Annotated in this window: 17 protein-coding genes; 7 read left to right on the top strand and 10 right to left on the bottom strand. The window is 51.5% G+C overall.

Translation table 11 applies throughout. The annotated features are described in order from the left end of the window. Nucleotides 1–12: 12 nt before the first annotated feature. The 4 genes from QM579_RS09025 to QM579_RS09010 all read right to left on the bottom strand — a co-directional run bounded on the left by QM579_RS09025 (nucleotide 13) and on the right by QM579_RS09010 (nucleotide 6,194). Entirely contained in the window at nucleotides 13–789 is a 777-nt protein-coding gene (locus tag QM579_RS09025; protein ID WP_414998834.1) for a MetQ/NlpA family ABC transporter substrate-binding protein, read from the bottom strand. 67 nt (nucleotides 790–856) lie between these two features. Continuing rightward, entirely contained in the window at nucleotides 857–1,561 is a 705-nt protein-coding gene (locus QM579_RS09020; RefSeq protein ID WP_414998833.1) for a methionine ABC transporter permease, read from the bottom strand. Then, nucleotides 1,554–2,543, bottom strand: a complete 990-nt coding sequence (locus QM579_RS09015) for a methionine ABC transporter ATP-binding protein (RefSeq protein WP_414998832.1) — start codon at nucleotides 2,541–2,543, stop codon at nucleotides 1,554–1,556. The genes QM579_RS09020 and QM579_RS09015 overlap by 8 nt, the downstream gene beginning before the upstream one ends. A 375-nt stretch (nucleotides 2,544–2,918) precedes the next feature. Next, nucleotides 2,919–6,194 (bottom strand): SNF2-related protein, encoded by a 3,276-nt coding sequence (locus tag QM579_RS09010; RefSeq protein ID WP_414998831.1) that lies wholly within the window; start codon nucleotides 6,192–6,194, stop codon nucleotides 2,919–2,921. 261 nt (nucleotides 6,195–6,455) lie between these two features. Here QM579_RS09010 and QM579_RS09005 point away from each other — a divergent pair, with 261 nt between their 5' ends. Together QM579_RS09005 and QM579_RS09000 are read left to right on the top strand one after the other, a co-directional pair. Next, nucleotides 6,456–7,994, top strand: coding sequence for a peptide-binding protein (locus QM579_RS09005; protein WP_414998830.1), 1,539 nt, complete (start codon nucleotides 6,456–6,458; stop codon nucleotides 7,992–7,994). 193 nt (nucleotides 7,995–8,187) lie between these two features. Next, on the top strand, nucleotides 8,188–10,347 hold the full coding sequence (locus QM579_RS09000) for a RelA/SpoT family protein (RefSeq protein ID WP_414998829.1): 2,160 nt from the start codon (nucleotides 8,188–8,190) through the stop codon (nucleotides 10,345–10,347). Nucleotides 10,348–10,578: 231 nt separating this feature from the next. On the opposite strand, the gene QM579_RS08995 is transcribed toward QM579_RS09000, so the two are convergent. The 5 genes from QM579_RS08995 to QM579_RS08975 form a co-directional block, all read right to left on the bottom strand. Beyond that, nucleotides 10,579–12,249 carry an EAL domain-containing protein gene (locus tag QM579_RS08995; protein WP_414998828.1) on the bottom strand — a complete coding sequence of 557 codons (1,671 nt, stop codon included), beginning with the start codon at nucleotides 12,247–12,249 and terminating at the stop codon, nucleotides 10,579–10,581. Nucleotides 12,250–12,294: 45 nt separating this feature from the next. Next, nucleotides 12,295–13,203 (bottom strand): HDOD domain-containing protein, encoded by a 909-nt coding sequence (locus tag QM579_RS08990; RefSeq protein WP_414998827.1) that lies wholly within the window; start codon nucleotides 13,201–13,203, stop codon nucleotides 12,295–12,297. Nucleotides 13,204–13,305: 102 nt separating this feature from the next. Beyond that, entirely contained in the window at nucleotides 13,306–13,605 is a 300-nt protein-coding gene (locus QM579_RS08985; RefSeq protein WP_414998826.1) for a hypothetical protein, read from the bottom strand. Between the two features lie 55 nt (nucleotides 13,606–13,660). Further along, entirely contained in the window at nucleotides 13,661–15,454 is a 1,794-nt protein-coding gene (locus QM579_RS08980; RefSeq protein WP_414998825.1) for a DegT/DnrJ/EryC1/StrS family aminotransferase, read from the bottom strand. Continuing rightward, nucleotides 15,451–16,674: a ketoacyl-ACP synthase III gene (locus QM579_RS08975; RefSeq protein WP_414998841.1), complete on the bottom strand. Its 1,224-nt coding sequence runs from the start codon at nucleotides 16,672–16,674 to the stop codon at nucleotides 15,451–15,453. The genes QM579_RS08980 and QM579_RS08975 overlap by 4 nt, the downstream gene beginning before the upstream one ends. A gap of 235 nt (nucleotides 16,675–16,909) precedes the next feature. Here QM579_RS08975 and QM579_RS08970 point away from each other — a divergent pair, with 235 nt between their 5' ends. The 5 genes from QM579_RS08970 to QM579_RS08950 all read left to right on the top strand — a co-directional run bounded on the left by QM579_RS08970 (nucleotide 16,910) and on the right by QM579_RS08950 (nucleotide 25,100). Next, a complete protein-coding gene (locus tag QM579_RS08970; RefSeq protein ID WP_414998824.1) occupies nucleotides 16,910–17,206 on the top strand; it encodes a hypothetical protein in 297 nt (98 codons plus the stop codon). 1 nt (nucleotide 17,207) lies between these two features. Beyond that, entirely contained in the window at nucleotides 17,208–17,894 is a 687-nt protein-coding gene (locus tag QM579_RS08965) for an SDR family NAD(P)-dependent oxidoreductase (protein ID WP_414998823.1), read from the top strand. Further along, nucleotides 17,891–19,186, top strand: coding sequence for an ANL family adenylate-forming protein (locus QM579_RS08960; RefSeq protein WP_414998822.1), 1,296 nt, complete (start codon nucleotides 17,891–17,893; stop codon nucleotides 19,184–19,186). The genes QM579_RS08965 and QM579_RS08960 overlap by 4 nt, the downstream gene beginning before the upstream one ends. 485 nt (nucleotides 19,187–19,671) lie before the next feature. Continuing rightward, nucleotides 19,672–23,781 carry a hypothetical protein gene (locus QM579_RS08955; RefSeq protein ID WP_414998821.1) on the top strand — a complete coding sequence of 1,370 codons (4,110 nt, stop codon included), beginning with the start codon at nucleotides 19,672–19,674 and terminating at the stop codon, nucleotides 23,779–23,781. Between the two features lie 239 nt (nucleotides 23,782–24,020). Next, entirely contained in the window at nucleotides 24,021–25,100 is a 1,080-nt protein-coding gene (locus QM579_RS08950; protein WP_414998820.1) for a 3-oxoacyl-[acyl-carrier-protein] synthase III C-terminal domain-containing protein, read from the top strand. Between the two features lie 404 nt (nucleotides 25,101–25,504). On the opposite strand, the gene QM579_RS08945 is transcribed toward QM579_RS08950, so the two are convergent. Then, on the bottom strand, nucleotides 25,505–26,315 hold an 811-nt coding region (locus QM579_RS08945), incomplete at its 5' end, for an anaerobic glycerol-3-phosphate dehydrogenase subunit C (protein WP_414998819.1).

Genomic DNA, 26,315 nt, shown 5'->3' with positions numbered 1-26,315 from the left:
CCTGAACGTGTTCTAGAACGAAGGCATGATGCCTTTGCCCACCAGTTCCTTTTCAATGTAGGCCTTGACTTCGGGCGACTGAGTGGCCTTCAGCAGGGCTTTGGCCTTGGGGCTGTCCTTGTCGGCTTCGCGCACAACAAGGATGTTGGCGTAAGGAGATTCGCTGCCTTCCAGAACCAGAGCGTCACGGGCAGGGACAAGGCCAGCCTCGCCAGCGAAGTTGGTATTGATGACGGCGGCGGTCACGTCATCCAGAGTGCGAGGCAACTGGGCTGCGTCAAGTTCGTGAAACTTGAGGCCAAGGGGATTTTCAGTGATGTCGGCCACTGTCACGAGCGCGCCGGGCTTGATCTTGATGATGCCGTTGGCTTCAAGCAGGCGCAGAGCGCGGGCTTCGTTGGTGGGGTCATTGGGAACAGAAACAGCGTTGCCCTTCTTGAGGTCAGACAGTTTCTTGATTTTTTTGGAGTACACGCCCAGCGGTTCGATATGCACCTTGCCGATGGAAACAAGACCAAGGTTCTTTTCCTTGTTCATATTGTCCAGATAAGGCGCATGCTGGAAGAAGTTGGCAAAAAGCTGACCATTGGCAAGAGCCATGTTGGGCTGCACGTAGTCGGTAAATTCCTTGATGACCAGGTTGTAGCCGTCTTTGGCCAGCAGGGGCTTGGCCACAAGCATGATGTCCTTGTGGGGGAAGGGGGTGACGCCAATGACGATGTCTTCGGCGGCGAACGAAGGAACGGCCAGAGTCAAAATCGTGGCCAGGGACAGAAGCAGACGTTTCATGGTGGCTCCTTGCTTGGGTAAGACTGTGCCGGTTAAGAATCAAGTCCCGTAGAATTACTGCGGGACTTTATCGCAGTATCTTGTACAAAAAGTTGCAGATGCCCTGAATAAGCAGCACCAGCACGCACAGGATGATAACGGAATAGATCATTATATCAACCTGGAAGCGGTTGTAGCCGTACTTGACGGCCAGGTCGCCCAGGCCGCCGCCGCCAACAGTGCCAGCCATTGCCGAATATCCAAGCAGGGTAATGGCAATGACTGCGATGTTAAGCACGATGGAGGGCAGCGCTTCGGGAAAGAGAACGCGAAAAATGATCTGTGAATTGCTGGCCCCAAAGGATCGGGCCGCTTCGATAACGCCCTTGTCCACTTCAAGAAAGCAGGTTTCGATCAGCCGGGCCACAAAGGGGGCCGCAGCAATGGTAAGAGGCACAATGGCCGCAGCGCTGCCGATGGATGTGCCTACAACAAAGCGTGTGAAGGGAATGATGGCGATCAGCAGGATGATGAAGGGAAAGGATCGCACCAGATTCACTATAAAATCTACAACCCGGTAAACCGAGCGGCAAGGGCTCAGGCCAATGGGGTTGGTCACGATCATGAGTATGGCCAGGGCAAAGCCGATGAGCAGTGAAAAGAAGGTGGAAAGCATCACCATTTCGAGAGTTTCCCAGGTGGCGATGAGGATTTCCGGCATCTTGTCCTGAAGACGCTCCCACAGAGGTTCAAAGTCCTGCGCCAGTTGGGCGAGGGTGCTCAATTCATTCATTACTTGCATCCGTAGCCTGCTTCACAGGGTATTCCAATATTTCCCAATAGAGGCGCTGTTCCTTCAGGTAGCGCAACACGGCTTCGATGTTCTGGTCCTGTACGTTGACAATGAGAAAGCCGAAAACATCATCAAGATACCGCTCAAGCCTGCCGCCTACAATGGAAAAATCTATGCCGAGCGTTCTGGCCATTTGCGTGATGACACTCTGCTGCGAAATTTCACGCGGGAACATGAGCCTGATATTGGTGCCGCCGGGAATGAGGGTGTACTCATTTTCCACAATGGCCTGCATGTCTTTTGTGGGCGACAGAAAAAGATCTTCGGTTTTGCCCAAGGCCACAGTCTTGCCGCCGTCAAGCAGCAGCAGGCTGTGGCAGAGACGTTTGACCACTTCCATCTGGTGCGTAACCATGATGATAGTCAGGTCAAGCCGCTTGTTGATGTCTTCCAGCAGGTCAAGAATGGACGATGTCGTTTTGGGATCAAGGGCAGAGGTGGCTTCGTCGCAAAGCAGAATGCTGGGGTTCAGGGCCAGGGCGCGGGCAATGCCCACACGCTGCTTCTGACCGCCGCTCAGGCTTTGCACGCGCTGTCGCGCCTTGTCTGTCAGGCCCACCAGGTCAAGCAGCTCCATGACGCGCTTTTCACGGTCAGACCTGTGCCAGAGCTGTAGCGGAAAGGCCACGTTATCATAAACGTTTTTACGGGCCATCAGATTGAAATTCTGAAAGATCATGCCCATCTTGCTTTGCAGCTGGCGCAGATCGCGAGGGTCGAGTGAAGCCACTTCCACGCCCATAACCTTGACGTTGCCTTCATCGTAGGCTTCAAGGCCGTTGAGGCAACGCAGAAGTGTAGATTTTCCGGCACCGGAATGCCCGACAATACCGAAAATTTCACCCTGGCGGACATGCATGTTGATATTCTGCAAAACAACATTGCTGCCGAAACGTTTAAGAAGATGGCTTACCTGGATCATACGGCGGATACCTGAGTCTATTTGTTATAATCCACAGACCATGCGATATTTGCCGCAAAAAGTAAAGGACGTTGCCCGGTTGGTCTTATTGCTTCGCCAGTCTGCGGGCTTACTGCGCCTGACCCTGAACGGGCAGCAGACCAAAGCAGTGCACTGTAACGAGGTTTAGGATTTCGCACTTCAGCGTCTGTGATAACGGGCGGCTTTCGGCAAATTTTGCACCATGCTGCAATGGTCGGTTCAACGCGTTTGAAGACGACGATTGGGCGGCCATAGTGGCTGGCAAACAATAAAGGGCTTACCCCGTTTGGAGTAAGCCCTTGTTATGCTTTTGGCACTGTTGGCTGAACTTATGCGGCAGCCTGCTGGCAGTTGTTACACGTCAAACAGCATTTCCAGATCTTCGCGGGTAAGGGACTTCCACGTGTCCTGGCCGGGAATAATGGCCTCGGCCACGCCGCGCTTGGCTTCCTGAAGCTTGAGTATCTTTTCTTCCACTGTGTTCTGGCAGATAAGCTTGTAGGAAAACACCTGTCTTGTCTGGCCGATTCGGTGGGTACGGTCAGTGGCCTGACTTTCGACAGCGGGGTTCCACCACGGGTCGTAGTGGATAACGTAGTCTGCCGAAGTAAGGTTAAGGCCCGTGCCACCCGCTTTGAGCGAGATAAGGAAAATGGGAATCTCAGGGGTGTTGTTAAAGCGGTCCACCTGATCAAAGCGGTCCTTGCTGGCCCCGTCAAGGTAGCAGAAGGGCACCTGCGAGAATTCAAGCCACTGCTTGATGATTTGCAACATCTGAACAAACTGCGAGAAGACAAGCACTTTGTGCCCGCCTTCCACAATTTCCATAATCATATCCTTGAAGGCGTCGAACTTGCCGGAAGGCAGGTTGTTGGAAAAACCGGGCATATCCAGCTTGAGCAAACGCGGGTGGCAGCAGATCTGACGAAGCTTGAGCAGGGCGTCCAGAATGGACATCTGGCTCTTGGCCAACCCCTTTTGGTCCACGTCTGCAAGCACCTGGGCACGCAGTTTGCGCGCCAGAGCAGCGTAAAGCTCTGCCTGGGCGTCTTCAAGCGCGCAGCAGGTGACGCTTTCCACCTTGGGCGGCAGGTCTTTGGCAACTTCGGCCTTGGTACGGCGTAAAATGAACGGGCGTACGCGGGTACGCAGGTAATCAAGAGTCTCGGCGTCGCCGTCCTTGATGGGTTTGACAATGCCACGCTGGAATGCGTGTTGCGAACCCAGAAAGCCGGGCATGAGAAACTCAAACAGTGACCAGAGTTCGAAAAGATTGTTTTCGATAGGCGTGCCCGACAGGCACAAACGCATGCGGGCGTTGATGCGCCGCACGGCTCTGGCTGTGATGGTATTGGGATTTTTGATGTTCTGGGCTTCGTCCAGAATAACGGTGTTGAATTCGTACTTCTCCATCTCTTCCAGGTCGCGCCGCAGCAGCGCATACGTGGTGATGATGAGGTCCGAGGCGGAGATATGCTTGAACATGCCTTCGCGGCGCGTGCCATAAATAGTCAGCCGTTTGAGGCTGGGCACGAACTTTTCAGCTTCGCGTTCCCAGTTGGGCAGCACTGAGGTGGGCACCACGATAAGGTTGGGGCCGCCCTGGCTGTGCTGGACCATGTGCTGAATAAAGGCAAGAGTCTGAACGGTTTTACCCAGACCCATTTCGTCAGCCAGAATGCCGCCGAAACCGTATTCAGACAAGAAGTTGAGGTAAGAGAGCCCCTGCACCTGATAGGCGCGCAGGTCGGCATTGAGGCCCTTGGGAGGCTCAATGGGACGCACTTCACGGAAGGAACGTATTTTTTCACGCAGGTTGTTCCAGAAAGAGTCAGTGGCAGCGCCTGGCAGGTCTTCAAGCAAGCTGTCCAGCACCGGGGCTTCAAACTGCTTGAACTTGTGCTGCGGCGGCTTGGAGGGGTCGAGACCCAGAGCGGTCAGCTTGTGCGAAAGCTTTTCAAGCCAGGCTTCGGGCAGACTCGTGTAAGAGCCGTCCTTCAACTGCACGTAGCGCTTGCCGCGTGTCCACGCCTTCCATATCTTTTCAAGAGGCAGTGACTGGCCTTCGTAATCAACCGTGATGTCCAGCGAGAACCACTTTTCTTTTTCATTACTGACAACTTCGGCAGTAATATTGGATGTGGCCGTGCGCACCTTGTAGCGCGAAAGGGCTTTTTCGCCGTAAACGCGGTAGTTTTCAACCAGCTTGGGGTAGTAGTCCAGCAGAAAGGCAATGGCTTCTTCCGGTTCAAGAAACCATAGCTTGCTTGAACGGGCCTGAAAGTCCATGCCAGCCAGTTCTGTCATCAGCAGGGCTTCTTCGTCTTGATGGCGGCGCACCAGGAAGGTTTGTCCTTCATAGGCATAGCTGCCGGTCTGAAAGTCCGGGTTGGGCCCATTGAGCGTGAACTCGCCGTGGCGTGTTTCATAGATGTTGTCGATCTCAAGGGTAAGCAGGCTGCCTTCCTCATCAAGAAAGAGCTTGGGATTATAGGTGGCTGGCTGAAATACCGGTTCCATCTGCTTGAGGAACTGCTGCGGTTCGTAAAGCTCCGAAGCGGGCAGGCGCGTCCACACCCGGTCGAGAAATTCGGATATTTCTTCGTGAGGAACCACAGGGCGTTCATAAATGAGGTTGCGCACAAGGGAAGGGTAAAGCCCAGTCTGCACCGGATAGAAATTGTGCTGGTAACAAACCCAAAGTGGCATCTGCCCGTGAAAGGTAATAGGCGCGTCTTCGGGGGCGGAACTTTCGTTCTGCGAGTTGCGGCTTTCAGCAGCAGCACGGCTGGCTGCACCAGCTCGAATGGGCAGGGGAGGGCGTCCTTCACGCTTGAGCAGCACCTCAAAACTAAAGCCTGAATCGTCAAGGATGGGCTTGAGCTTGAGGGCAAAAGGCGTGCTTTCGATGCGGCAGGGTTTGTCTGTATCTTTCCAGAGCAAATAATATTCTTTACGCACCGACCAGAAAAACCACGAAGTCAGACCCTGGGGGATTTCAACCCTGTGGCCGTAATAATCGAGATGCTGACCAATCTGCCGGGCAACGTGGGGCAGCTGCGGCGAGAATTCGCACCAGTCGGGATTATTGATGATCTGTTCCAGCGTTACTTCGTTGTGTACGCTGGACAGTCCGGATTTATTCTGACGCCCGCGAAAGAAGGATACCAGGAGGCGCCCCTGTTCCGGCTCAAACCGAAAAATGAGGTAGTGGCGGCCTGGTTCGGGCTCCATATCCGTTGAGAAAAAATTGCGGAAGCTCTGTTTCCAGTCCGTGCTTGGCGGCGGGCTTTCTTCGGCGTCGCCTTGCTCTTTGCGCAGCTCTTCCACAAGGCGCAAAGCAAGGGCCGCCACATGACGGCAGATACCTGTGAACGCATCTGAGCAGTTGCACTGGTGTCGCGTGCTGCGGTCGGTGATGGTCAAACTCAGGCTGGGCGTATAGACCTGCAGGTCGTCACCCTGAATGACGCCTTGCACGTCCCAGGTCTCGCCTTCCTGAATATTTATTTTTTGCACCTCACCTTCGGACAGTATATAGTACGCTGCGTCGCGTATGTATTCCGGCACGCTATCGTGCAAAAAGGCTTGGCACATTTCGCGTACGACGCTTTGTTCTGATCGGCTCATGCGTTCCCCAAAATTCCCTGTCAGACTTGTTTAATTTTTTCAATGACAGGGCGCTGTTATGATGTTTGCGATAAATAGCACAGGTAGGGGGGCGAAAGCAATATGAAGCTTCACAATATGGAAAAAATAAATTTTGAGTGAGCAAACAGTATGTTGAGTGTAATTGTCAGGGCTGGAATCACGCTCTTACTGACTGTTTTTATGGGAACTTTTGGTGCTTCAATTCTTTTTGCAAATGAAGGGAATCCAAAAGAAAAAATTTTGGACAACCCCGTTGACGGTGGACGCATTCTTTTTGGCAGCATTGGGGAAGCATCAAATCTGATTCCCTACCTCACTGCTGATTCGGCTTCGCATGAAGTGGCCGACCTCATCTATGTGTCGCCACTGCGTTACGACAAGGACCTCCAGGTCGAGCCCTGGGCCGCCGAAAGCTGGAGCATGGAAAACGAGGGGCGGCTCATGCGTTTTACCCTGCGCAAAGGCATCCTTTGGGAAGACGGCGTCGAACTTACTGCCGAAGACGTGGCCTTTACCTGCAAGGTAGTGGCTGATCCGGCCACGGGCAGCCCTTATGCTGAGGACTTCTCACGCATCAAGAATTTCCGCGTTATCGATCGCTACACCTTTGAAGTAGAGTATGAACATTTTTTTGCACGTTCTGTGTCCACATGGATGCAGCCTATACTGCCCCGGCATTTACTGGAAGGACAGAACATCCGTAGTACACCGCTTTCGCGAAAACCTGTAGGTGCTGGTCCTTACCGCCTCAAATCCTGGGAACCGGGCAGTCGTATAATACTTGAAGCTTCCGCCAGCTATTTTAATGGCAAACCCCATATCGCCGAGGTCGTATACCGCATCATTCCCGACAATGCTACTATGTTTATGGAGACCCGCGCTGGAAGGGTTGACGTTATGGGCCTTTCGCCATTGCAATACCTGCGGCAAACTTCCGGCCCTGTATGGGAGCGTGATTTCAACAAGTTTCGCTACCTGGATTCATCCTATGTTTTTCTTGGCTTCAATCTGCAACACCCATTTTTCAAAGACGTACGCGTGCGCCGGGCCATTTCGCAGGCCATTGACCGTGAGAGCATTATTCAGGGCGTATTGATGGGGCAGGGAATACCGGCTTTCGGTCCGTTCAAGCCGGGCGTATGGGCCTATCACCCAACATTGAAACCCATGCCGCAAAACGTTGCTGCTGCCCGCGCCCTGCTGGCCGAGGCAGGCTTTACCGACAGTGACGGTGATGGCCTGCTGGACAAGGACGGCAAGCCGTTTTCCTTTACCATACTGACCAATCAGGGCAATGAGCAGCGCATTCTCACCGCCACCGTCATGCAGTCGCAACTCAGGGCAGTTGGCATAGACGTGCGTATCCGCACGGTTGAATGGGCTGCCTTTATTCGCGAGTTTGTCAATAAAGGGCGCTTTGACGCCATAATTCTCGGTTGGACCACCCCCCAGGACCCGGATATTTATCAGGTCTGGCATTCCTCACAGGCTTTTGAGGGAGGCCTTAACTTTACCTACTACAAAAATGCCGAAGTGGATAGGCTGCTGGAAGAGGCGCGTTCAACGCCTGACCAGAAAACACGTGCGCAGTTGTACTACCGCATGCAGGAAATACTGGATGCGGAGCAGCCCTATTGCTTTCTTTTCGTTCCCTACGCCTTGCCCATTGTACAAAAGCGTTTTCAAGGGGTTAAGCCGACGCTTGCAGGCATAATGTACAATTTTGAAAAATGGTGGGTGCCCAAAGAATTGCAAGAATACAGCCTTACGCCAGAGTAGTCCCTGTTTGTGCCAAAACGATGACAGGTCAATTGTATTTGCAGCCCGGCAAGGCGAAGCCTTGCCGGGCTTTTAGCGGGCTTTACTGAAAATACAGGGGTTTTCACACAAGCTGTAACGTTGACAAGGCCGCGTAAGTGAGAACATAGTCAAAAACATAACAAAGATTTTACGCCCCGGATGGGACTTACGCATGATTCGTATACAGGAAATTCTCGACAAAGTTGCGGCGCATAACCCTGCCGCTGATCTGGAGCTTATCCAGAAAGCCTATGTGTTTGCTGCTACTGCTCATGTAGGGCAGACGCGCCTTTCCGGTGAACCTTATTTGTCTCACCCTTTGGCCGTGGCTGACACCCTGGCTGAAATGGGCTTTGACGAGGCTACAGTGGCTGCCGGACTGCTGCACGACACGGTGGAAGACACCAAGGCCACCATTGAAGAACTGGACGAGAATTTTGGCGAAGACGTTGCCGACATTGTCGACGGCGTGACAAAGATCAGCATGATTCCGTTTGAAAACAAGGAAGAAGCGCAGGCTGAAAACATACGCAAGATGATTCTGGCCATGAGTCATGACATGCGTGTGCTTATGGTCAAACTGGCTGACCGTCTGCACAATATGCGCACCCTTGATTTTCAAAAAGCTCACAAGCAAAAGCGGATCGCCCAGGAAACAATGGATATTTACGCGCCTTTGGCCAACCGCCTTGGCTTGTATATCCTCAAGCGTGACCTGGAAGATCTGAGCTTCAAGTATATGCGCCCCGACATTTTTAATCAGATAGACCACTGGCTCGATAAACATCAGGTGGTGGAAAAGCAGATTATCGCCAAGGTCGTTGATCTCATCAAGGACCTGCTGGCCTCCAACGGTATTGAGGGGCAGGTTTACGGACGCATCAAGCATAAGCACAGCATCTATAAAAAGATGCAATCCCAGTCCCTGTCCCTGGACGAAATGCACGATATCATGGCTTTTCGCGTGCTGGTTAAGGATATCAAGGATTGTTATGCCGCGCTTGGTCTAGTCCATTCGCAGTGGCGGCCAGTGCACGGGCGGTTCAAAGATTATATTTCAATGCCCAAAACCAACGGCTATCAAAGTCTGCACACCACAGTCATCGGGCCAGAGGGCGAGCGCATTGAAATCCAGATACGCACTGAAGACATGCACCGTCAGGCCGAACACGGCGTGGCCGCTCACTGGCTGTATAAGGAAAAAGGGCGCGTCAACAGCAAAGATCTGGAACAGTTCGGCTGGCTGCGTGAAATTTTTGAAAGGCAGAGTGAAGAGACCGATTCACGTGAGTTCATGCATTCTCTCAAGATGGATCTCTTCAAGGACGAGGTCTACGTTTACACACCTGCAGGTGATGTGAAGGAGCTGCCCGAAGGGGCCACGCCTCTGGATTTTGCCTTTATCATCCACACCAAGGTCGGCCAGCACTGCTCCGGGGCGAAGGTTAATGGCCGTCTCATGCCTCTGAGTACAGAGCTGAAAAACGGCGATATTGTTGAAATCGTCACAGATCCCAGCCGTAATCCCAACCGGGACTGGCTCAAGATAGTCAAAACCGCCAGAGCGCGCAGCCGCATTCAACATTACCTTCGTACTGAAGAACGCTCCCACGCTGTAAGCCTCGGGCGCGACATGCTGGAAAAAGAAGGCCGCAAGGTCAGTCTTAATGTAAATAGGGCCATCAAAGATGGGCATATGGCCCTTGTGGCCCAGGAGATGAATTTTGAAGGCGTGGATGATCTGATAGCCTCAGTAGGCTACGCCCACACCACGCCGCGCAAGGTGCTTAACAAGCTGCATGCTGTTTTGCACCCTGACGAAGTCACGGCTGCGCCAGCCACGCCCACTGTCAAGGAAAGTAAGGATGCCGCCACACGCAAGACTGAAGGCGTGGGCATTTCAGGCGTGGACGGCGTGCTTATGCGCTTTGCCAAGTGCTGCAATCCCGTGCCCGGAGACCCCATCATTGGCTATATCAGCAGGGGGCTTGGCATCAGCGTGCATCGCGCAGACTGCCCCAACGTGGCCAATATGGAGCCGGAAAGGCTCATATCCGTCCATTGGGATGGCGCAGAAGAAAAACCCTATGAAGCTGGCATCTTTATTATTGCCAAGAACGAACACGGGGTGTTGGCTCTCGTAGCGCAAGTGCTGGCCAAGAACAATGTAAACATCACCGGGCTGAATATGGACAATCTGGTGGATGGCCGCGCCAAGCTGCGATTTACCGTTGAGGTGCGCGACGCCACCCAGTTGTATCAGCTCATTGAGGCCATACGCGGCTTGCCGCCGATTCTTGAAGTAGTGCGCGATACAGAAGACGCACAATAAACATTTTCTTATCTAGCCATTTTTTCACGGCCTGTGGCGTAATTGCCTCAGGCCGTGCTGAATATGTGGCTCTTTGTCCATTTAGTGTTGTCTATATGTTGTTGTAAATAGCCCCCCCCGCCTAGCGAAGAGTTTTCTAGTTACAATAAATGGCCCGAAACACTACTGCGTTTCGGGCCATAAAAATTGGCAGTTATCAATGGTTGCTGTGTTATCTCACTGTTTTCGTTCTTATCTGTGTGGATAGAATTTCTCGTGGAAGTCCAAAATTTCTGCCTGGATGTTGTTATCCAGTTCATTCAAATGCTTCTCAGGGCGGCCAAGATAAAAACCCTGCACGTAGTCAAAACCCATACGTATCACGCTAGCCAGTTCATCTGAGGTTTCCACGCCTTCGGCAAGACTCAGAATTCCCTTGGCCCGGCAATAGTTCAGCAGCCCAGAAAGAAGTTCTTTCTGGGATGCGGAAGTGTTGTGGATGGATTTGATGAAAAATCTGTCGATTTTAAGAATGTCAGGCGAAAGGTTGATCAAGCGCAGGATATTTGAGTGGCCGCAGCCAAAATCGTCCAGAGCCACCTGGGTAGACATCTCTGTGCGAAAATCTTTGACCTGTTGTGCCAGGGAATTTTCTACAGTTGCTGTCTCCAAAATTTCGAACACCATATTTTTACATATGGCCTCGCACTGCGGGTGAATACCGCGCAGTTCTGCCAAATTTAAAAACCGGGTCGAAATAGTGTTGAAAAAGATTTTTCTGTCAGCAAGCAAGTGCTTGTGGCTGTGAACCCATTCAAAGATGATTTCAAACGTCACCTTTTCAAGCTGGAGAAGTTTGGACTGATTTTCAGCAAGAGCCAGAACATCCAGTGGATTGGAAAAATCCGGAATGGTAGGGCGCATCAGCGCTTCATAGCCAATTATACGGGCATCGTGCAGACTGACTATGGGCTGAAAGGCAAAGCGCAGAAGTTTGCCGTCGAGCAGCTCATTCAGTTTTTCCTGCCTGCCGAAAACATTGGCTTTTGTGCGGTATATTTCGGGGCAGAATCGCATCAGGGTGCCCCGGTTGCGGCTCTTGACCTCAAGCTGTGCGTGATAGGCGCAGTTCATGAGAGTATCGCCTTCAAGTGCGTCATGCGGGTAAACTGCGGCACCGCTTGATGCCCGAATCCACACTTCTTCATTTCGCAGCATGACCCGGGTATTAAGAAGGGTTTTCAGGCACCCTTGCGCAAAGCCGAAGGCGTCGGATTCATTATTGAAACCATGCGCATACACAGCGAATTCGTTGCCTGCCGGGCGAGCAAGAAAACTTGTGCCATAGGTGCAGGCCGCAAGCACTTCCGCAACCCTGCTCAGGTAAAGGTCGCCATTATCGTACCCGTAGGCGTCATTGATATATTTGATGTTGTCCAGTTCGCAGCAGAACAGCACCCCGACCCTGTCAGGCTGCTCTTGAAGAATACCCCGAACCGAGCGCACAAAGGCCTTGCGGTTGAGAAGGCCTGTTTCGGAATCATGACTTTTGTCGTACTCGGCCTGATTTTTTAATGTCGCAGCCTGGTTCATGACAAAATCAAGGCCGTCGGAAAGCTCACCCATATAGTCTGCAGGCAACGCGGGATATCCGGCTGAAACCATGAGCATTTGGCGCGAAAGGCGTCTGAGGTTCATATGCAGCGTATTGAGTTCCGCTGCAAACGAATTTGAAGAAGCAGGCGGGGTAACGGAAAGATTTCCTTTTGCAAGTTCCGCTGCGTAATTTTTTGTTTCAGCAAGCGCCTTTGTTATTTGGCAAAGTTTTTCAGCCTGCGGTGAAGAACTGGACTGGCAAAACGCCTCCAGAGCCTCTTCGTACTGACCATGCAGCAGTTTGTCCAGCCCACGATCTATCTGCATCCTTGTCCTCAGGAACTATGCTTGCGGATTATGCGGACATTCAATCTATTCAACAAGAGTCGTGAAGGCTTCATTGTCTGTAGCAGCCAGGCATTGCGCTATTGTTGTGCCGATAGCGGCAAGATCACAGCGTTCCGGCAGAAAGGCAATTGCCTCTTCACACAGATTTCCTTCTGCGTCAGGTTCGTTGCGGGCAATAATATTGGCTGCGGCAAGAAGCCGCGCTTCCGTTTTGCAGGTTGGAGCCAATTCAGGGGAATGGTGCCAATTAATGGGCTCTGTCAGAATAAGGGGGAGTTTCCACTGGTATAAAATGACCGCCCCAATAAGCGCATGATCCATGCTCCAATAGGCATTTTCAACTTCAAAATATTGCTGGCTGGATTCGTTGCGCATGTTTTCCATCGTTTCCCACAGATCCGGGCGGGTAGATGCGAAAAAAACTTTACCAATATCGTGAAGAAGTCCTGCGATATAGGCTTCATCCGGGTCCATAATCAGACGATTTTTTTCATCGGCAGCCTGGCCCCATGCTCCATTCTGGCCGCCCAGTTCTGCGGCAAGAATTTTGGCAATGGTTGCAGTTTTTAATTCATGCACCCACAATTCTCTGACATTAAAGCCCTTTGGCAGGTTTGCCCCCTTGATGACAGCAGCCATTCCCACCATAACCACAAGGGTTCTTATGGTTTTTAATCCCAGGATGTTTATGGCTCTATGAAGAGTGGATACTTTGAATTCTTGACCGTATGCAGCGGAATTGGCAGTAGCCAGCACGCGAGTTGTCAGTTTTTGGCTCCGCTCAATAAGCGTTACCAGCCCCTTGGCAGGAGTAGCCGAACTGCTTTTTGTTGCGGCAAAAAGCATAGGAAGAAGATCCGGCTCAAAAGGAAGTGCCGGAGGCTTTTGCTGAAGTTCCTGCAGGCAGGCGCGGGCGTCTTCTTGAGGGTGCATGCGTATAAATCCCGGTTTAGATTTCCGTAGTGCAGCGAAAAGGGCGGCAGTAGGGCTTCACCTGATAGCCGATGCCGGACGATACGCTGGGAATCTCTTTGCTTACCCATCGTCTCCATTCAGAACTGACACCAGATATTCTGCCAGCGACTGCATGGTCTGATAGGGATTGTCTTCGTGCTCAAAAGCCGAGTCCATAGCCACGGCAACACTTTTTCCCATTTTTTTCGTAAGAAGATCATCAATATTATCTAAAAATAACATTGTATCAAGTGAATCCAGTATGCCGTCAGTACCCATTAGCGATAAGGATGGGCTATATCTGTGGGAGACGTCTCCGCCTTCCTGAGTCATGCGCAGAGCCTCAGCGAGTATTTTGTGTATTTCTTCCTGGCTGATCATAATACCCTGTCCTTTAGTTTTTTCTAGAAGTTGCTAGCGTGGTAATAAAAAAGCTCTATTTGTTGTCGTGCATTTCCTTGCCGGAAAGCGATTTTTTACAAATGAGCAGGTATTCGTCTGGGGTGTCATGCCCCGGCATATACATCGGCCGAAATGTTTCGCCGCCGGGAATTTCTTCCCTGTACAGGGCGGTGCGGCTGATTTCCCTGAAGCCTTGAGCCGCTGCGAGAAGACGAACTTTTTTGTTGCTTGCCACCACATGATTGAAAATATTTTTTATTTCAAGCGATTTTTCTGCCCATTCAAAGATGGTTTCACAAGATGCCGCAGCAAGCCCTTTGGGGGCATGGTCTTCAAGATAAAGCCCGTCAATGCAACATTCATGTTTTTGAAACGCAAAATCGTTCAGCGCCACTTGCCCATACAGATATCCGTCGCTGAAAATGAAAAACAAAAGATAATCCCGCAGGGCACTGACATAGTTGTTTAAAATTTGTTGCATGGTTTGTTCAGTTATTTCAGTGCGTGTGAGAAAAGCTGCGGCGCTAGCTTCTCGCCAGCGGGCGAGTGTTTCAACCACTTTTGCGTCTTGCGTATCGGCAGAAGTTACCATCCTGAGTTCGCAGGAATGCCCTTCATGCTCAAAAGGAATAATAAAGCCCTCTTTTTTGATTCTGGTAAAAAACTCCAATGTGTCTGATTTGTATTTAAGCCAGCCAGTCAGAGGAACTTTCGCTTTGTCGCGTCCTGGTTCCTTCACGAACTGCTGTATGGCTCTACAAATGTAATCCACTTCCTCTTCTGTTCTATTATGGCCGCTTGGCAGGCAAATAGCTTTGGTTGAGGCGGCATAGGCTACTGGCGTTTCAGCCTGTTTGAACATGGGCATTGAGGAAATGGGAAAATACACAGGTTCAGCTATGATATTGCTTGCGCGCAACTGGGAGATCATCTTGGTGCGCTGGATATTGGGCTCGTCGATGAAAAGAAGGTTGGTTAAAAAACTGGGTTGGCTATGCTGGGCCTCGGTGTTCAGACGAATGCCAGGCGTTCCTGAAAGGCGCTCGCGGTACCACGAATGGATTTGTTTCTTTTTTGTAATAAGCTCATCAAGGCGACTGGTCTGGGCAAAGCCCAGAGCTGCTTGCAGTGAAGAAATTGAGTAGTTGAAGCCCACAAAATCATAGGAAAAAGGATTGTCAGACGTGCGGCCCCCAGCGGCCAATCTTGCGGCGCGATCAAAGAGCTGGTCGTCTGACGTAAGCAATATGCCGCCTTCACCGCTGACAACAGATTTGTTGCCTTTGAAACTGAATGTGGAAAAATGCCCGAGCGAACCAGCCGGGCGCCCATTGATGCTGCTTCCGATGCCTTGTGCGGCGTCTTCAAGAACGAAGAGGCCTTTTTTGTTTGCTAGGTCCAGCAGAGGCTCCATGCTGCACGGCTGCCCATAAAGATGCACAGCTATCAACCCCTTTGTTCTGGGGGTTATTTTGCAGGCAGCATCTTCAGGTGAAAGGCACAAGGTATCAGGCTCAACATCACAAAAAATCGGGGTTGCGCCGCAATATACCACGCATGCAGCCACTGAAAAATCTGCCAGGTCAGGCACAAGCACTTCATCGCCTTGCTTTATACCAAGAGCGTTGAGGGCAACATGCATGGCTCCGGTGCAGCTTGAGAGTGCCAATGCGTATTTATGCCCGGTGATTTGGGCCATGAGCTGTCTGAATGCGTTGATGTAACTGCTGGCCCGCATGTTCCAGCCAGTTGCGCAGGCAGAGGTTACGTGTTCGATTTCATGATGGGTTATGGAAGGACCATTCGGAATAATGGGGTCAATTATCATGGCGCGTCCTCATTGGTTTTGGGACCAGAAAACTTGCTGTGCCAGTATTCGATGCGCTTCGCCCTGGATTCCGTTTCTTCTTTTATGTAATCGCATACAGGCAAAACAATTGTTTTATCAAGCGAAAGTATGGCCGAAGCCCACGAAAGGCCGGCCCCGAAGGAGCAGAGCATGCTGTTTTTATGCCCTGTGGCTGAAAATTCGGAATTTTCTTTGGCATAATGAGCGCAGATAAGAACAGGGATGGACGACACACCCATATTGCCATAGAGGCGCAAAGATTCATCAGGCACACGGTCTTTGTTGATTCCAACTCTTTTGGCAATGGAGTCCACAATGATCTTGTTTGCCTGATGCAGAAAAAGCCTGTTTATACTTTCCGCCTCAAGACCATCAAAAACGAGATGCTCTTTTATGTGCGGAGGGACGACGGCGGTGCTGAAAGTATAGATCCCCATTGGGTCCATCCAGATGGAGCAATACCTGCCAAGGGTCCAGGGATTGCCCTTGCCGTCGGATATGGTCTGATTGAACGGACTGTCCGCTTCTTCGGAATCCACATATGGAATACGGCTTCCGCCGCCGGGAATGATCAGGGCTTCATGCTTGCTGCCATCTGTGCCGAAAGAAAAACTCATGATTGAGGGCTCTTCGTTGTGTTCAATCAAGGCCGCAGTTCCCGCATCGCCAAAAATCGGGCCCACCACCCTGTTGGCGGCTGGTTGAAAACGCCCCGGGGTGTCGCCTGCCAGAAGGAGCACTTTTTTGCATGCTCCAGATTCAACAAGGCTTGCGGCCATCCACAGGGCGTTTACAAAGCCAGCGCATCCGGCGTTCATGTCCATAGCCACACAGGTTCGGGGCAGGCCCAGTTTGTATTGCAGAATGGCTGCGCTTGCGGGCAGCAGATAGTCCGCACTGTGGCTTACAAAGAGGATGGCGCCAATATCATTGGCATTTGTATTGGTGTGTTGCAAAAGGGTTTTTGCCGCTTGAGCACACATGTCTGATGCTGTAACGTTATCGCCGGCCCTGCGTCGCGTGTGCAGACCGCTCACAGCCGAAAACCGCTGTGCCTGAGCGGGGTCTTCAGAAAAATACTCAAGCTCGTCTTCTATAGATATTTTATGCTCGGCTACTACTGAGCTAATGGCGGCAAGTGTCGCATGCTTGAAGCGTGTATTGGCCATCTTTCTTTCCTTTACAAGCTGAAAATACAGTCAGAAATGGCCCCTGATTTGCCATTTGAAGGAATGTGCTTTTTATTTTACTTTCTGGAAGATCCTGTCTTACGACTCTGCCGATGAATAATTGTGCTCATTGGCTCACGTATAAACAATCATATTTTTGTATAGCCATATTTTTTTCCACAAGTGAAGAATATCGGCCTGCTGATTGTGCTTTTCACTCAGAAAGTATGATTTTATACGATTAAATAGAGAGTTATTGCAAATGATGAAGGAAGACGTTTTTGGTTTTATCCGTACTGCCATTTTGCGCATTTTGACGGAAGAAAACAGCGCTGCTCCGGTGATTGAAGAAAAAACTCCCCTTATGGGCAAGGGCGGAATCCTTTCGTCATTGATGCTGGTGGAGTTGATGCTGGTCCTGGAAGAATATTGCACAGACAATAACAGGCGTTTCGTATGGGTTCATGACAGCATTATGTCAGAAAAAAATAGCCCTTACCACACTGTGGGTACCTTGGTAGAATATATTTGTTCTCTGTCAGCTCTTGGGCAAGAGGAGTAGCATGGCTGATCGGCATGTTGTTATAACTGGCATCAGTGGCGGCCTGGGCAGGCATCTGGCTATGCGCGCCATGCAGAAAGGGTATGGCGTGACAGGCCTTTGCCGTACGCCCCCTGCTGATATTCCGTGCGAGGTGCTCTCCTGCGATGTTACCATTGCAGAGCAGGTGGCCGATTGTTTTGCCAGGTTGCGGCACGTCCCCTTGTGGGGCGTCATCAACGCCGCCGGCGTTGCATCAATGAACCTTACTGTGACAACGCCACCTGAGACCATGCGCCGCATTGTAGAAGTTAATCTGCTCGGAACCATGTACTGTTCTGCTCAGGCCGGGCGCATGCTGGCACGCCGCAAAGCGGGCAGGATAATAAATTTTTCGTCCATTGCTGTAGCCCTCGGGCTTGAGGGCGAGAGTGCCTATGTGGCCGCCAAGGCTGGCGTGGAAGGATTCACACGGGCTTTTTCCCGCGAAATGTCTTCCTGGGGAGTAACGGTCAACGCTGTGGCCCCTGGCCCCATTCCAACACAACTCACTGCGGGGGTACCACAGCACAAACTTGATGCACTGGTGGAAAGACAGGTTGTTCGCCGCCAGGGTACCCTTGAAGACGTCTGGCAAACCGTTCATTGGCTGCTGGACGATGCGAGCAGCATGATTTCCGGACAATGTCTTCATGTGGGGGGCGTGTGAGTCTTTATAATGACCTTTGTCAGCGCAGTGCAGATCCCGAGCGCCCCTTTTTGCTCGGGCAGGGGGTGAGTCTCAGCCTCGCTGACATCGTACAAGCCCCTGACCTGTGTGCGGGCATCGCGCCAGGCGACGTAGTGGCGCTCGTGGGAGATTTTGATGCGCCCGGCATACGCACCTTGCTGGCGCTTATGGATAGAAAGGCCATCGTCATGCCGTTGACATCGGCGAACCACGCCCAGCACGAATACTGTTTCGCAGCAGGGTATGCCGATGTTGTTATTGCTGATGGCAAAGTTGTTCGAAGACAGAAAACACAGAGCAAACAGCCACTGCTTGATCAGTTGCGTTCTCAGGGCCACGCCGGGCTGATTCTTTTTTCATCAGGAAGCACCGGCAGCCCCAAGGCTATTTTGCACGATTTTGAAAAATTCCTTGCACGCTATGTCACTCCGCGCCCAGCTTGGACAACATTGGGTTTTTTGTTGTTCGACCATATCGGCGGTCTGAACACCCTGTTCCATACTCTGTTTAACAATGGCCGTGTGGTGCGCCCGACAGCCCGCACCCCGACCGCCGTATTTGATGACATTCGAGCCTATGGCGTGCAACTGCTGCCCACAACACCGACTTTTTTGCGAATGCTGGCCCACAGTGGCCTTCTTGACGATAAAGCTTTGCCGTCTTTGCGTCTTATCACCTATGGAACCGAACAAATGGACCAGAATACCCTGTCGACCATTGCTGAACTTCTGCCACAGGTGGATATTCGACAGACTTACGGCATGTCTGAGTTGGGTATTCTACGGGTGCGCACGCGAAAGCGCGATGAACTCTGGATACAGATCGGCGGTGAAGGCGTTGAAAGCCGCATTCAAGATGGCGAACTGCACATCAGAGCCGAGAACAGGATGCTGGGTTACTTGAATGCACCTTCGCCCTTTGACGCGGAAGGTTGGTTCAACACCAGAGATATGGTGGAAATTGACGGGCCGTGGCTACGTTTTGTGGGCCGGGCAGACAGCGTAATCAATGTGGGTGGCCTTAAGGTGCTGCCCGCTGAAGTTGAAAATGCCGCACTTTCTTTTTCTGGCGTGAGTTTGGCGAAAGCTGAAGGCTTGCCTAATCCTCTGACCGGCATGCATGTTGAACTATTGTGCCAGGCTGAAGAGGGCGTGGAAATAGCTATTGAGGCTTTACGAAAGCATTTGAAGGGCATATTGCCGCCGCACGCGCGCCCTCTGCGGATTAAAATTGGAAACGTGCCCCTTGGGCATAGGTTCAAACGATTGTAGGCAAATAAAAAGCCAAATAAATTTTTATTCATTTTTTTATAAAATAATTCATTTATAATAATTATTATCGCTATGATATTGTTGCAATGTTTATATGCAATATCTGTTTATATATTTTTTATTATTATTTCTGGTGGTTAAAATTGTGCTGCGCGTAGTTTTATTTGATATTTAGTTATTGACAGACGCTATTTCAGTATTTAGCTTCTGTTTAACCAGGTAGTATGCACATGATTACCTGAGTATGAAGAGTGAATTTTTATGTGTTCACCTTCCTCTAGTTTGATCAGTCAGCTGTTTATTTAAAATAACAGCCGATTGGGGAGTATTCTTACCTCCCCGGATACTCGGTGATCATTTCCGGGTTTCCCCTATAATATCCCCTTTTTTCTGTGTAACCAGGCACTGCTTTTTCAGGCGTATAGTCTGAAAGGGTTGCCGTATGTTACCTGACTCAAGCAACATGACCAAGATCAGGGGGCACCATGAGCAATATTTTTCTTACACGCCCTGCTGTCGGGCAGCAGAGCGTGATCCATTCAACAGAACAAGCCACGTTTATTGCAGATTTTTCCGCAAATCAGATAACTCTGGAAAAGGATGATAATAGCCTTGTTTTCCGGTTTGAAGACGGAGGCAGTATCAAGCTGGCGGATTTTTATACTGAATATACAAAGGATAATACGCCCGACTTTGAAGTGGACGGGCAACGCATCAGCGGTGCAGATTTCTTCAGCGCTTTTGGGCCTGATCTCGCGCCTGCCGCAGGCCCCTCTGCCGCAGAGCGCGCCGCCCGGTACAATGAATTTTCCGGGAGCGAACTTGCCAGCGGGGTAGAGCACCTTGACGGTATGGCCTATGCCCCCGGAGCTGAAAACACCTTCAGTGATCCCGGCACACAAAATTCACTGCTTGCCACTGTGGCGGGGCAGTCCATTAGCACAATCGGCTCAGGGGGAGGAACCACTGACGGTGGCGGCGGCGGAACGCTGCCTCCAACGCAGTACACTCTCACGTATTCGAATGTGGCGCTTCTTGGTGCTGACGGGCAGGATAATCCCGAAGTTCATCTTGAACTGGGGCGTCTTGCCAGCGGCGATGTGGCAGGCAATATGCTCGCCATCACCAATTTTGACGGTAGCGTAAGCTACACTGGAGCTGCCAACGCTGACGGCACCTGGACATTCAATCTTGACGGATATCAGGCAGTGTATGATCCGGTAAAGGGCGAACTTGTTTTTACCCTTGCGAACTCGGCTGGCGGCGCGGCAGCTTCAGAAAACTACACCTTGGTATTCACTGACAGCAATGGTCAGCAGACCAGCCACGGAGTGCGGGTTGCCTCTACCTCCGACCACAATGATATGACTTCCATTGTCTGGAAGGCTCCCGAAGACGCTACCATGCTGGTGACCGATCAGACCTGGGCTGGCGAGGTAGCCCACGGCGCACACTTTAGCAACGCCAGCACGGCGGATATTGCAGCAGCCATCAAGCTGCCGCGCCCCCCGGCGGGCGAAGGCGCGTATGATACGGGCGGCGGCCGCGAGATGCACTATCAGCTCACGGAGGCGTCGCTTACGGCTGACGGCGGGCAGAGCAGATTTGAGATTGATCTGAAGTCTGGCACAAGTTCTTTGCGTATCAGCAATAATGATAATACCGCGGTTCTACAGGGAGTGGAGCATCACGATCCCCTGCCGGGGTTTGTTGATCATAATCCTTATGGATCTGGTTATGATGGTGGGACCACCACAAATTATACGGCAAATGTGACGGCTACCGTGGCCGCTCAAGGTGCGGCCGCCCAGAATGACATTCGGGTGACTGGCGGTGATTTGAGCATTCAGACCGTAAGTGACCAACCGAACTTTTCAGCTGACGGTGCTGCCTATGTCAGCGGCGCTTACGCTACAGACGGAGGCAGTATTTCTTTGGAGGCCCAGGGGCTTTCCGTTGGTGTGGCTTCCGTGGCGGCGGGGTCTGCTGCCAACAGCGCCGTTATCACCGGTATTCACTCCGCCGGGGGCGTTCTGGAAAGTGCGGGCACTCTTGGAGACTGGGGCAGTCATTACATTAATCGGGAGTTAGACAATTCAGAGGTTAATCTTACTGCCACTGCAGGAGATGTAAAGGTCAGCGCTGATCTGGCCGGAACGGCTGGCGTCAACAACGCAGTTGCCGGAGTGGCCGCCACGGATAACGGGCACGTAAGCATAGCCGCTGTTGATGGCAATGTTGATATCACTGTTAACAACAGGATCGAGAGCGGATCACTGGATCAGTCCTCCAGTATTTTTGGTGTTTTTTCCGGTGTTGGTCTGGGATCTAATGATCTGCCAGCGGAAGGAGATTTTTCAGATAAAAATCAACAATATCAGTATACTTATGGTCTTTACCAGCAGTATCTTGCTGACAAATTTGCTCCTTCCCAAAATCCCTATTTAACGCAGAAGCTGGACTTTGATTCAAACCGTGGCGAGCAGGCCATCGTGGATATTCGGGCTGAAAAGGATGTGAATGTTGCCCTGAATCTGGGTGTGCAGAGCGGCAATTATGAAGCCGCTGGCATCAATGCGCAGTTTGGTGATGTAAACATTGCATCCAATAGCGGCAACATCAATGTCGACGTTGCCATGCAGGGCCAGCACCTGTCTGGCTCCGGTCAGAAATGGGTTTCTGCTCTTGAGATAAGCAACGGAACTGCCGACCTGAAGGCTGAACAGGGAAACGTGAACCTGTCAGTAAGCGCCAATGGTGAAAATATCGCCGTGGTGCACTACAACGGGGCAACGGCCATGCCAGCGAGCAGCCCTTATGACTATATTCCTGATGCCGCTGTTGTGGCGTCCTCCTCCCTCACGGGCAAGAACATTAACCTGACTGGTACCGTGGGGGCTGACGGCAGCTCAGCTATAAATCATATCATTGGTATTAATGCCACACATACGCACAAAAAAGAAACCTTTGTCATCAGTGCAGATGAGCGGTTTACACTGAACGTCACCGCAGTCGACAATGGCGGTGCCACTTCCGCTGCAGGCGTTTATGTGGGCTATGCCCTTTATCCTGACGGTTACGGCGGCTATGCGTATAATAATGGCGCCAGTTATGTGTTGGCGCTTGGAGCCAAAGAAGCGGAAATTAACGCGCGAGTTGAAGCCGGAACCGGACTTTCGGCGGACAGCCGTAGCGTGGGTATCGAAGCCAGCGGACATAAATTTGCTATCATGTCTGATTCAGAAGATAACCTGTGGCGAGACGCGTATGATGGATCTGGAAACAAGATACCAAACACAACAAGCCTTGGGTACACAACGGCATACGATTTTGATGCCGTGAATCAGCTAACCATTTCTGCAGAGGGCGCAACACATAATACGGGCATTTTGTCTGCGGACGCTGAAATCCCTATGGGAGGCTCTTCTTATGCCGCACCCTCAACCGTAGATATTCGGGCCGATTCGCTTACGGTCACTGCTACAGGCAACCCCGAAGCAGGAAGCACATCAAGCAGCGTAGGCATTGCTGCGACGGGGCAAAGCCAGGTGCACATCGTCTCCAATAACGTCAATATCGAAGCCATTGACGCGCATCATAGCGTCGGCATTCAGTCCGACGGAGGGGGCAGTTATGCTCCTGGGGTCACAATCTCCAACGCCATTCAAAATGGAACTTCAGATTCGGCCCTGACTGTCATTATTTCAGCCAAGGTGGGCACCGACCTTGAAAGCATGACCAATGGCATAGCCATTGAAGCCATCAACGGCGGCCATGTGCAGATTGTTTCTCGCGGTGATAGCGGCGATTATGTTGAAATCAATGGCGGTATTGTTACCGACGGCACGGGGCGTGTAACCATTCAGACGGGTGGTGGCGACGACGTGGTGAAGCTGAACGGAGCCGTGGATATTGGTTCTTCCAACGGCCTCAATATAGACGGCGGTGACGGTTACAATCTGCTGATTCTTTCAGCTCCTGACCACGACACCTTCATGCAGTACTATAAGGATTGGTTCGAAAGCGGAGCCATTGAACACAATATCAGCAACTTTCATGAAATTATCCTGCAAGGCGTTGATATGGGCTCAGATGCCTACAATTTGATCATGAACAGTGCTGCTGGTCACGATATTGCCGTACGGGTCATTGACGAAGGAACTAACCTCGATTTGGTGGTCAATGCTTATGAGCATGATTTCAGCTCCCATGATGACACAACAGGAGACAGTGACTTGCTCTTTGTTCGCTTCAATGGAGCAGAGAACCCCAATCAGGAAGAATTTGACCAGACCCTGCACAATATCGGCACAGTAGGCGACGGCTATGAAAGTGTGCTGCTTGATTTCGTTGGTTCGGGTGACGAACCTATGTTTGGAGAAAGCAACAGCCTCGACAGCCTGTTCAACCTGAAGAACAGTGCCAATGAAAATACCGACATCTTCGTTCGCGCCACGTCCGATGATTCTATTTTGAATTCTGGCTGGACTGCCGGAGATGAAACCAAGGTGCTGAATGGCGAAACCTACACCGAATACAACGATGACAGCGGCAATACAATGTATGTGCAGTTGACCACCGAAAGCGGTGGCTAGGCTTCAGCCAAGCAAAAAATAACGGCCCGGGGCAATCCCGGGCCGTGTTTTGTGTGGCCGCTCTAGGGGCTGTTTCTAAATAATTCTTTTGTCCGACAGGCTGCGTCAAAAGGCCTTTGGCGCAAAATTATTTAGAGACAGCCCCTAGCGGCCATACTGCTTTATGAAACCTTTCGCCCAGCTTTGAAATACGCTATTATACAGGATTAACAGCAAGAATAATTTGAAGGTGGCGCTGCATGGGTAATTATGTGCTGGACAATGTGGAGCTTGCAGGCTGCTCCGTTGTGTTGGGTGAAAATACGCTACGCCTTGAAGATGAACCGCAGCATTGGGGCAATGACCGCACACAGCTGGCGCGGTTGCAGAGGCGCCTGGGCATGGACGCACGGCAGGTTGCCACACCCGGGACTACAACCAGTGATCTGTGCCGTCAGGCAGCCGCTTCGCTCATGCGCGCTATGGATATTGACCGTCAGGATGTCACGGCCATTGTCTCAGTGACTCAGACCCCGGACTACCTCATGCCGGGGAACGCCTATGTTCTTCATGCTGCCCTTGGCCTTTCCAAGGAAACGGTAGCTATAGATGTTTGTCAGGGCTGTGCCGGATTTGTTTACGGCCTCTGGCTGGCTGGCATGATGGCCCAGGCTGCTGGTGGCGGGGGAGTATTGCTTTGCGCTGGGGATACGCTTTCGCGCGTTGCCAACAAAGATGACCACACTACAGCGCCAATTTTTGGTGATGCTGGCAGCGCTGCATGGATTCGGTTTTGCCCGGATGCGGAAAAAATGTATTTTGTTTTGCGCGCAGATGGGCACGAACTGAAAAAGCTGTACATTCCGGCGGGCGGTGCGCGCATGCCAGCATCTCCACTAACAGGAGCAGAGCAGGTCCACGAAGACGGAAGTGCCCGTTCCCTTGATAATCTTCATATGGACGGTGTGGGTATTTTTTCCTTCACCATGTCTGAACAGCCCCGGTTATTGCATGATATCCTGCAACGTTCCGGCTATAGTGCGGAGCAGATAGACTATTTCGTCATGCATCAGGCCAATCGGTATATCGTTGAAACCGTGGCCAAAAAAGCTGGAATTCCTGCGCAGAAAGCGCCTGTGGCAACATTTTCGCGTTATGGAAATTTGAATTCTGCGTCAATTCCCAGCGTGCTTTGTGGCGAGCTCGCTTCCACTGCCCGAGAAAAAAACTTGAATGTCGTTTTGCAAGGGTTTGGCGTTGGGCTTTCCTGGGGTGCGTGTCAGACCCGGTTGCGGCACGTTCATTGCCTTGATCCTCAAATATACAACTCAGCAAACTGATTTTGTAATTTTTGTACGGATTATCTTTGAAGAATTTCATATCTTCACGTTGTTATTCTGTCGTGAAAAGCAGTTTTAGTCAGAACTCACGTTGCATTGCGGCGCGTTGTGTTTTCGTGCAGCGTTAGAGCATGCAAATTTTTTCAAAGTAAAATGCCCCAGGGGCTGTTTCTAAATAAAAAATTTTGCGCCAAGGGCATGCAAAAAAGGGCGAGTTTACAGTAAAACTGTAAACTCGCCCTTTTTCTGTTTGAATCTTGCGTCAATTTCCGGTGTATTTTGTGGTCTCACAACCTCGGCCTAGCGTCGGCAGGTTCCCATAAATTTGTGCAGAAGCCGAAATGTAGAGATTGGAACAGGGCAAGCAAGCTACTGGTCAACTTCTGACAGAAAAAAACAATCCGTTACGTGTTGTCCTGCATTTCAAGCCTGCTCCGCAGGATGCTTACGGGATGCAGGCAGGGGGTGCCACTGCCGTGCACAATTTGCACGCGGCATGTGCCGCATTCGGACGCGGCAAGTGCCGCACCGCTTTCCCGAATTGTGGAAAAGAGCGCAGAGCCGACCTGCTGGGCAATTTCATACTTTTCCGCCTTAAAGCCATAGCTGCCTGAAATGCCGCAACATCCTGCGTGGGCGTTACTTACACTGACCCCTGGCAATCGCCGTAACAGTTCAAGGCTCGGGAGACCGTTGCCCTGAGCACGCAAGTGGCAGGGTGCATGATACATGACTTTCATGTCTGGCTGGTTTTTCGCTGATGCTGGTGCAAGGTCCAGCTCGCCGGAGTCAGCACTGGCCAGCAGAAAATCCTGAGCATCTTCCAGGCGGCAAGCGCCGTACTTTTCTCCCAGATCAGGAAAGTATTCCGGCAAGTCAACGCGAAACATCAGGGCGCAGCTCGGGCAGCCAGTAACCACTGGCAAACCCTGATCGCGCCACTGCGCCAGGGAGCGAAGATTATGTTCGGCATTGCTTCTGGCGTGTTGCCAAAAACCATTGGCAACCATTGGCAGGCCGCAACAAACAAGGTCTTGCGGCACAATAACCTTGTAGCCTGCACGATTCATCGCCCAGATCATGTCCAGCCCCGTCTGCGGGTCATACACATCAACATAGCAGCCGGGGTAAAATACTACGCTGCGCCCGGTTTCAGGCTGTTTTACCTGACGGGCGAGATGGCGAAAATTACGGCCTGCAAAGGCGGGCAGCGGG

It is taken from the genome of Desulfovibrio sp., from assembly GCF_047607245.1.
GTDB lineage: Bacteria > Desulfobacterota > Desulfovibrionia > Desulfovibrionales > Desulfovibrionaceae > Desulfovibrio.
The sequence above is the reverse complement of the archived record's forward strand: the minus strand, read 5'-3'. Positions and strand labels throughout refer to the sequence as shown.

What these genes read in the sequence shown, in the direction of transcription:
- QM579_RS08990 (WP_414998827.1), bottom strand. Translation starts at nt 13,203, where the DNA reads ATGCACCCTCAAGAAGACGCCCGCGCCTGCCTGCAGGAACTTCAGCAA.
- QM579_RS08965 (WP_414998823.1), top strand. Translation starts at nt 17,208, where the DNA reads ATGGCTGATCGGCATGTTGTTATAACTGGCATCAGTGGCGGCCTGGGC.
- QM579_RS09025 (WP_414998834.1), bottom strand. Translation starts at nt 789, where the DNA reads ATGAAACGTCTGCTTCTGTCCCTGGCCACGATTTTGACTCTGGCCGTT.
- QM579_RS08955 (WP_414998821.1), top strand. Translation starts at nt 19,672, where the DNA reads ATGAGCAATATTTTTCTTACACGCCCTGCTGTCGGGCAGCAGAGCGTG.
- QM579_RS09010 (WP_414998831.1), bottom strand. Translation starts at nt 6,194, where the DNA reads ATGAGCCGATCAGAACAAAGCGTCGTACGCGAAATGTGCCAAGCCTTT.
- QM579_RS08985 (WP_414998826.1), bottom strand. Translation starts at nt 13,605, where the DNA reads ATGATCAGCCAGGAAGAAATACACAAAATACTCGCTGAGGCTCTGCGC.
- QM579_RS09000 (WP_414998829.1), top strand. Translation starts at nt 8,188, where the DNA reads ATGATTCGTATACAGGAAATTCTCGACAAAGTTGCGGCGCATAACCCT.
- QM579_RS08950 (WP_414998820.1), top strand. Translation starts at nt 24,021, where the DNA reads ATGGGTAATTATGTGCTGGACAATGTGGAGCTTGCAGGCTGCTCCGTT.
- QM579_RS08980 (WP_414998825.1), bottom strand. Translation starts at nt 15,454, where the DNA reads ATGATAATTGACCCCATTATTCCGAATGGTCCTTCCATAACCCATCAT.
- QM579_RS08970 (WP_414998824.1), top strand. Translation starts at nt 16,910, where the DNA reads ATGAAGGAAGACGTTTTTGGTTTTATCCGTACTGCCATTTTGCGCATT.
- QM579_RS09020 (WP_414998833.1), bottom strand. Translation starts at nt 1,561, where the DNA reads ATGAATGAATTGAGCACCCTCGCCCAACTGGCGCAGGACTTTGAACCT.
- QM579_RS08995 (WP_414998828.1), bottom strand. Translation starts at nt 12,249, where the DNA reads ATGCAGATAGATCGTGGGCTGGACAAACTGCTGCATGGTCAGTACGAA.
- QM579_RS09015 (WP_414998832.1), bottom strand. Translation starts at nt 2,543, where the DNA reads ATGATCCAGGTAAGCCATCTTCTTAAACGTTTCGGCAGCAATGTTGTT.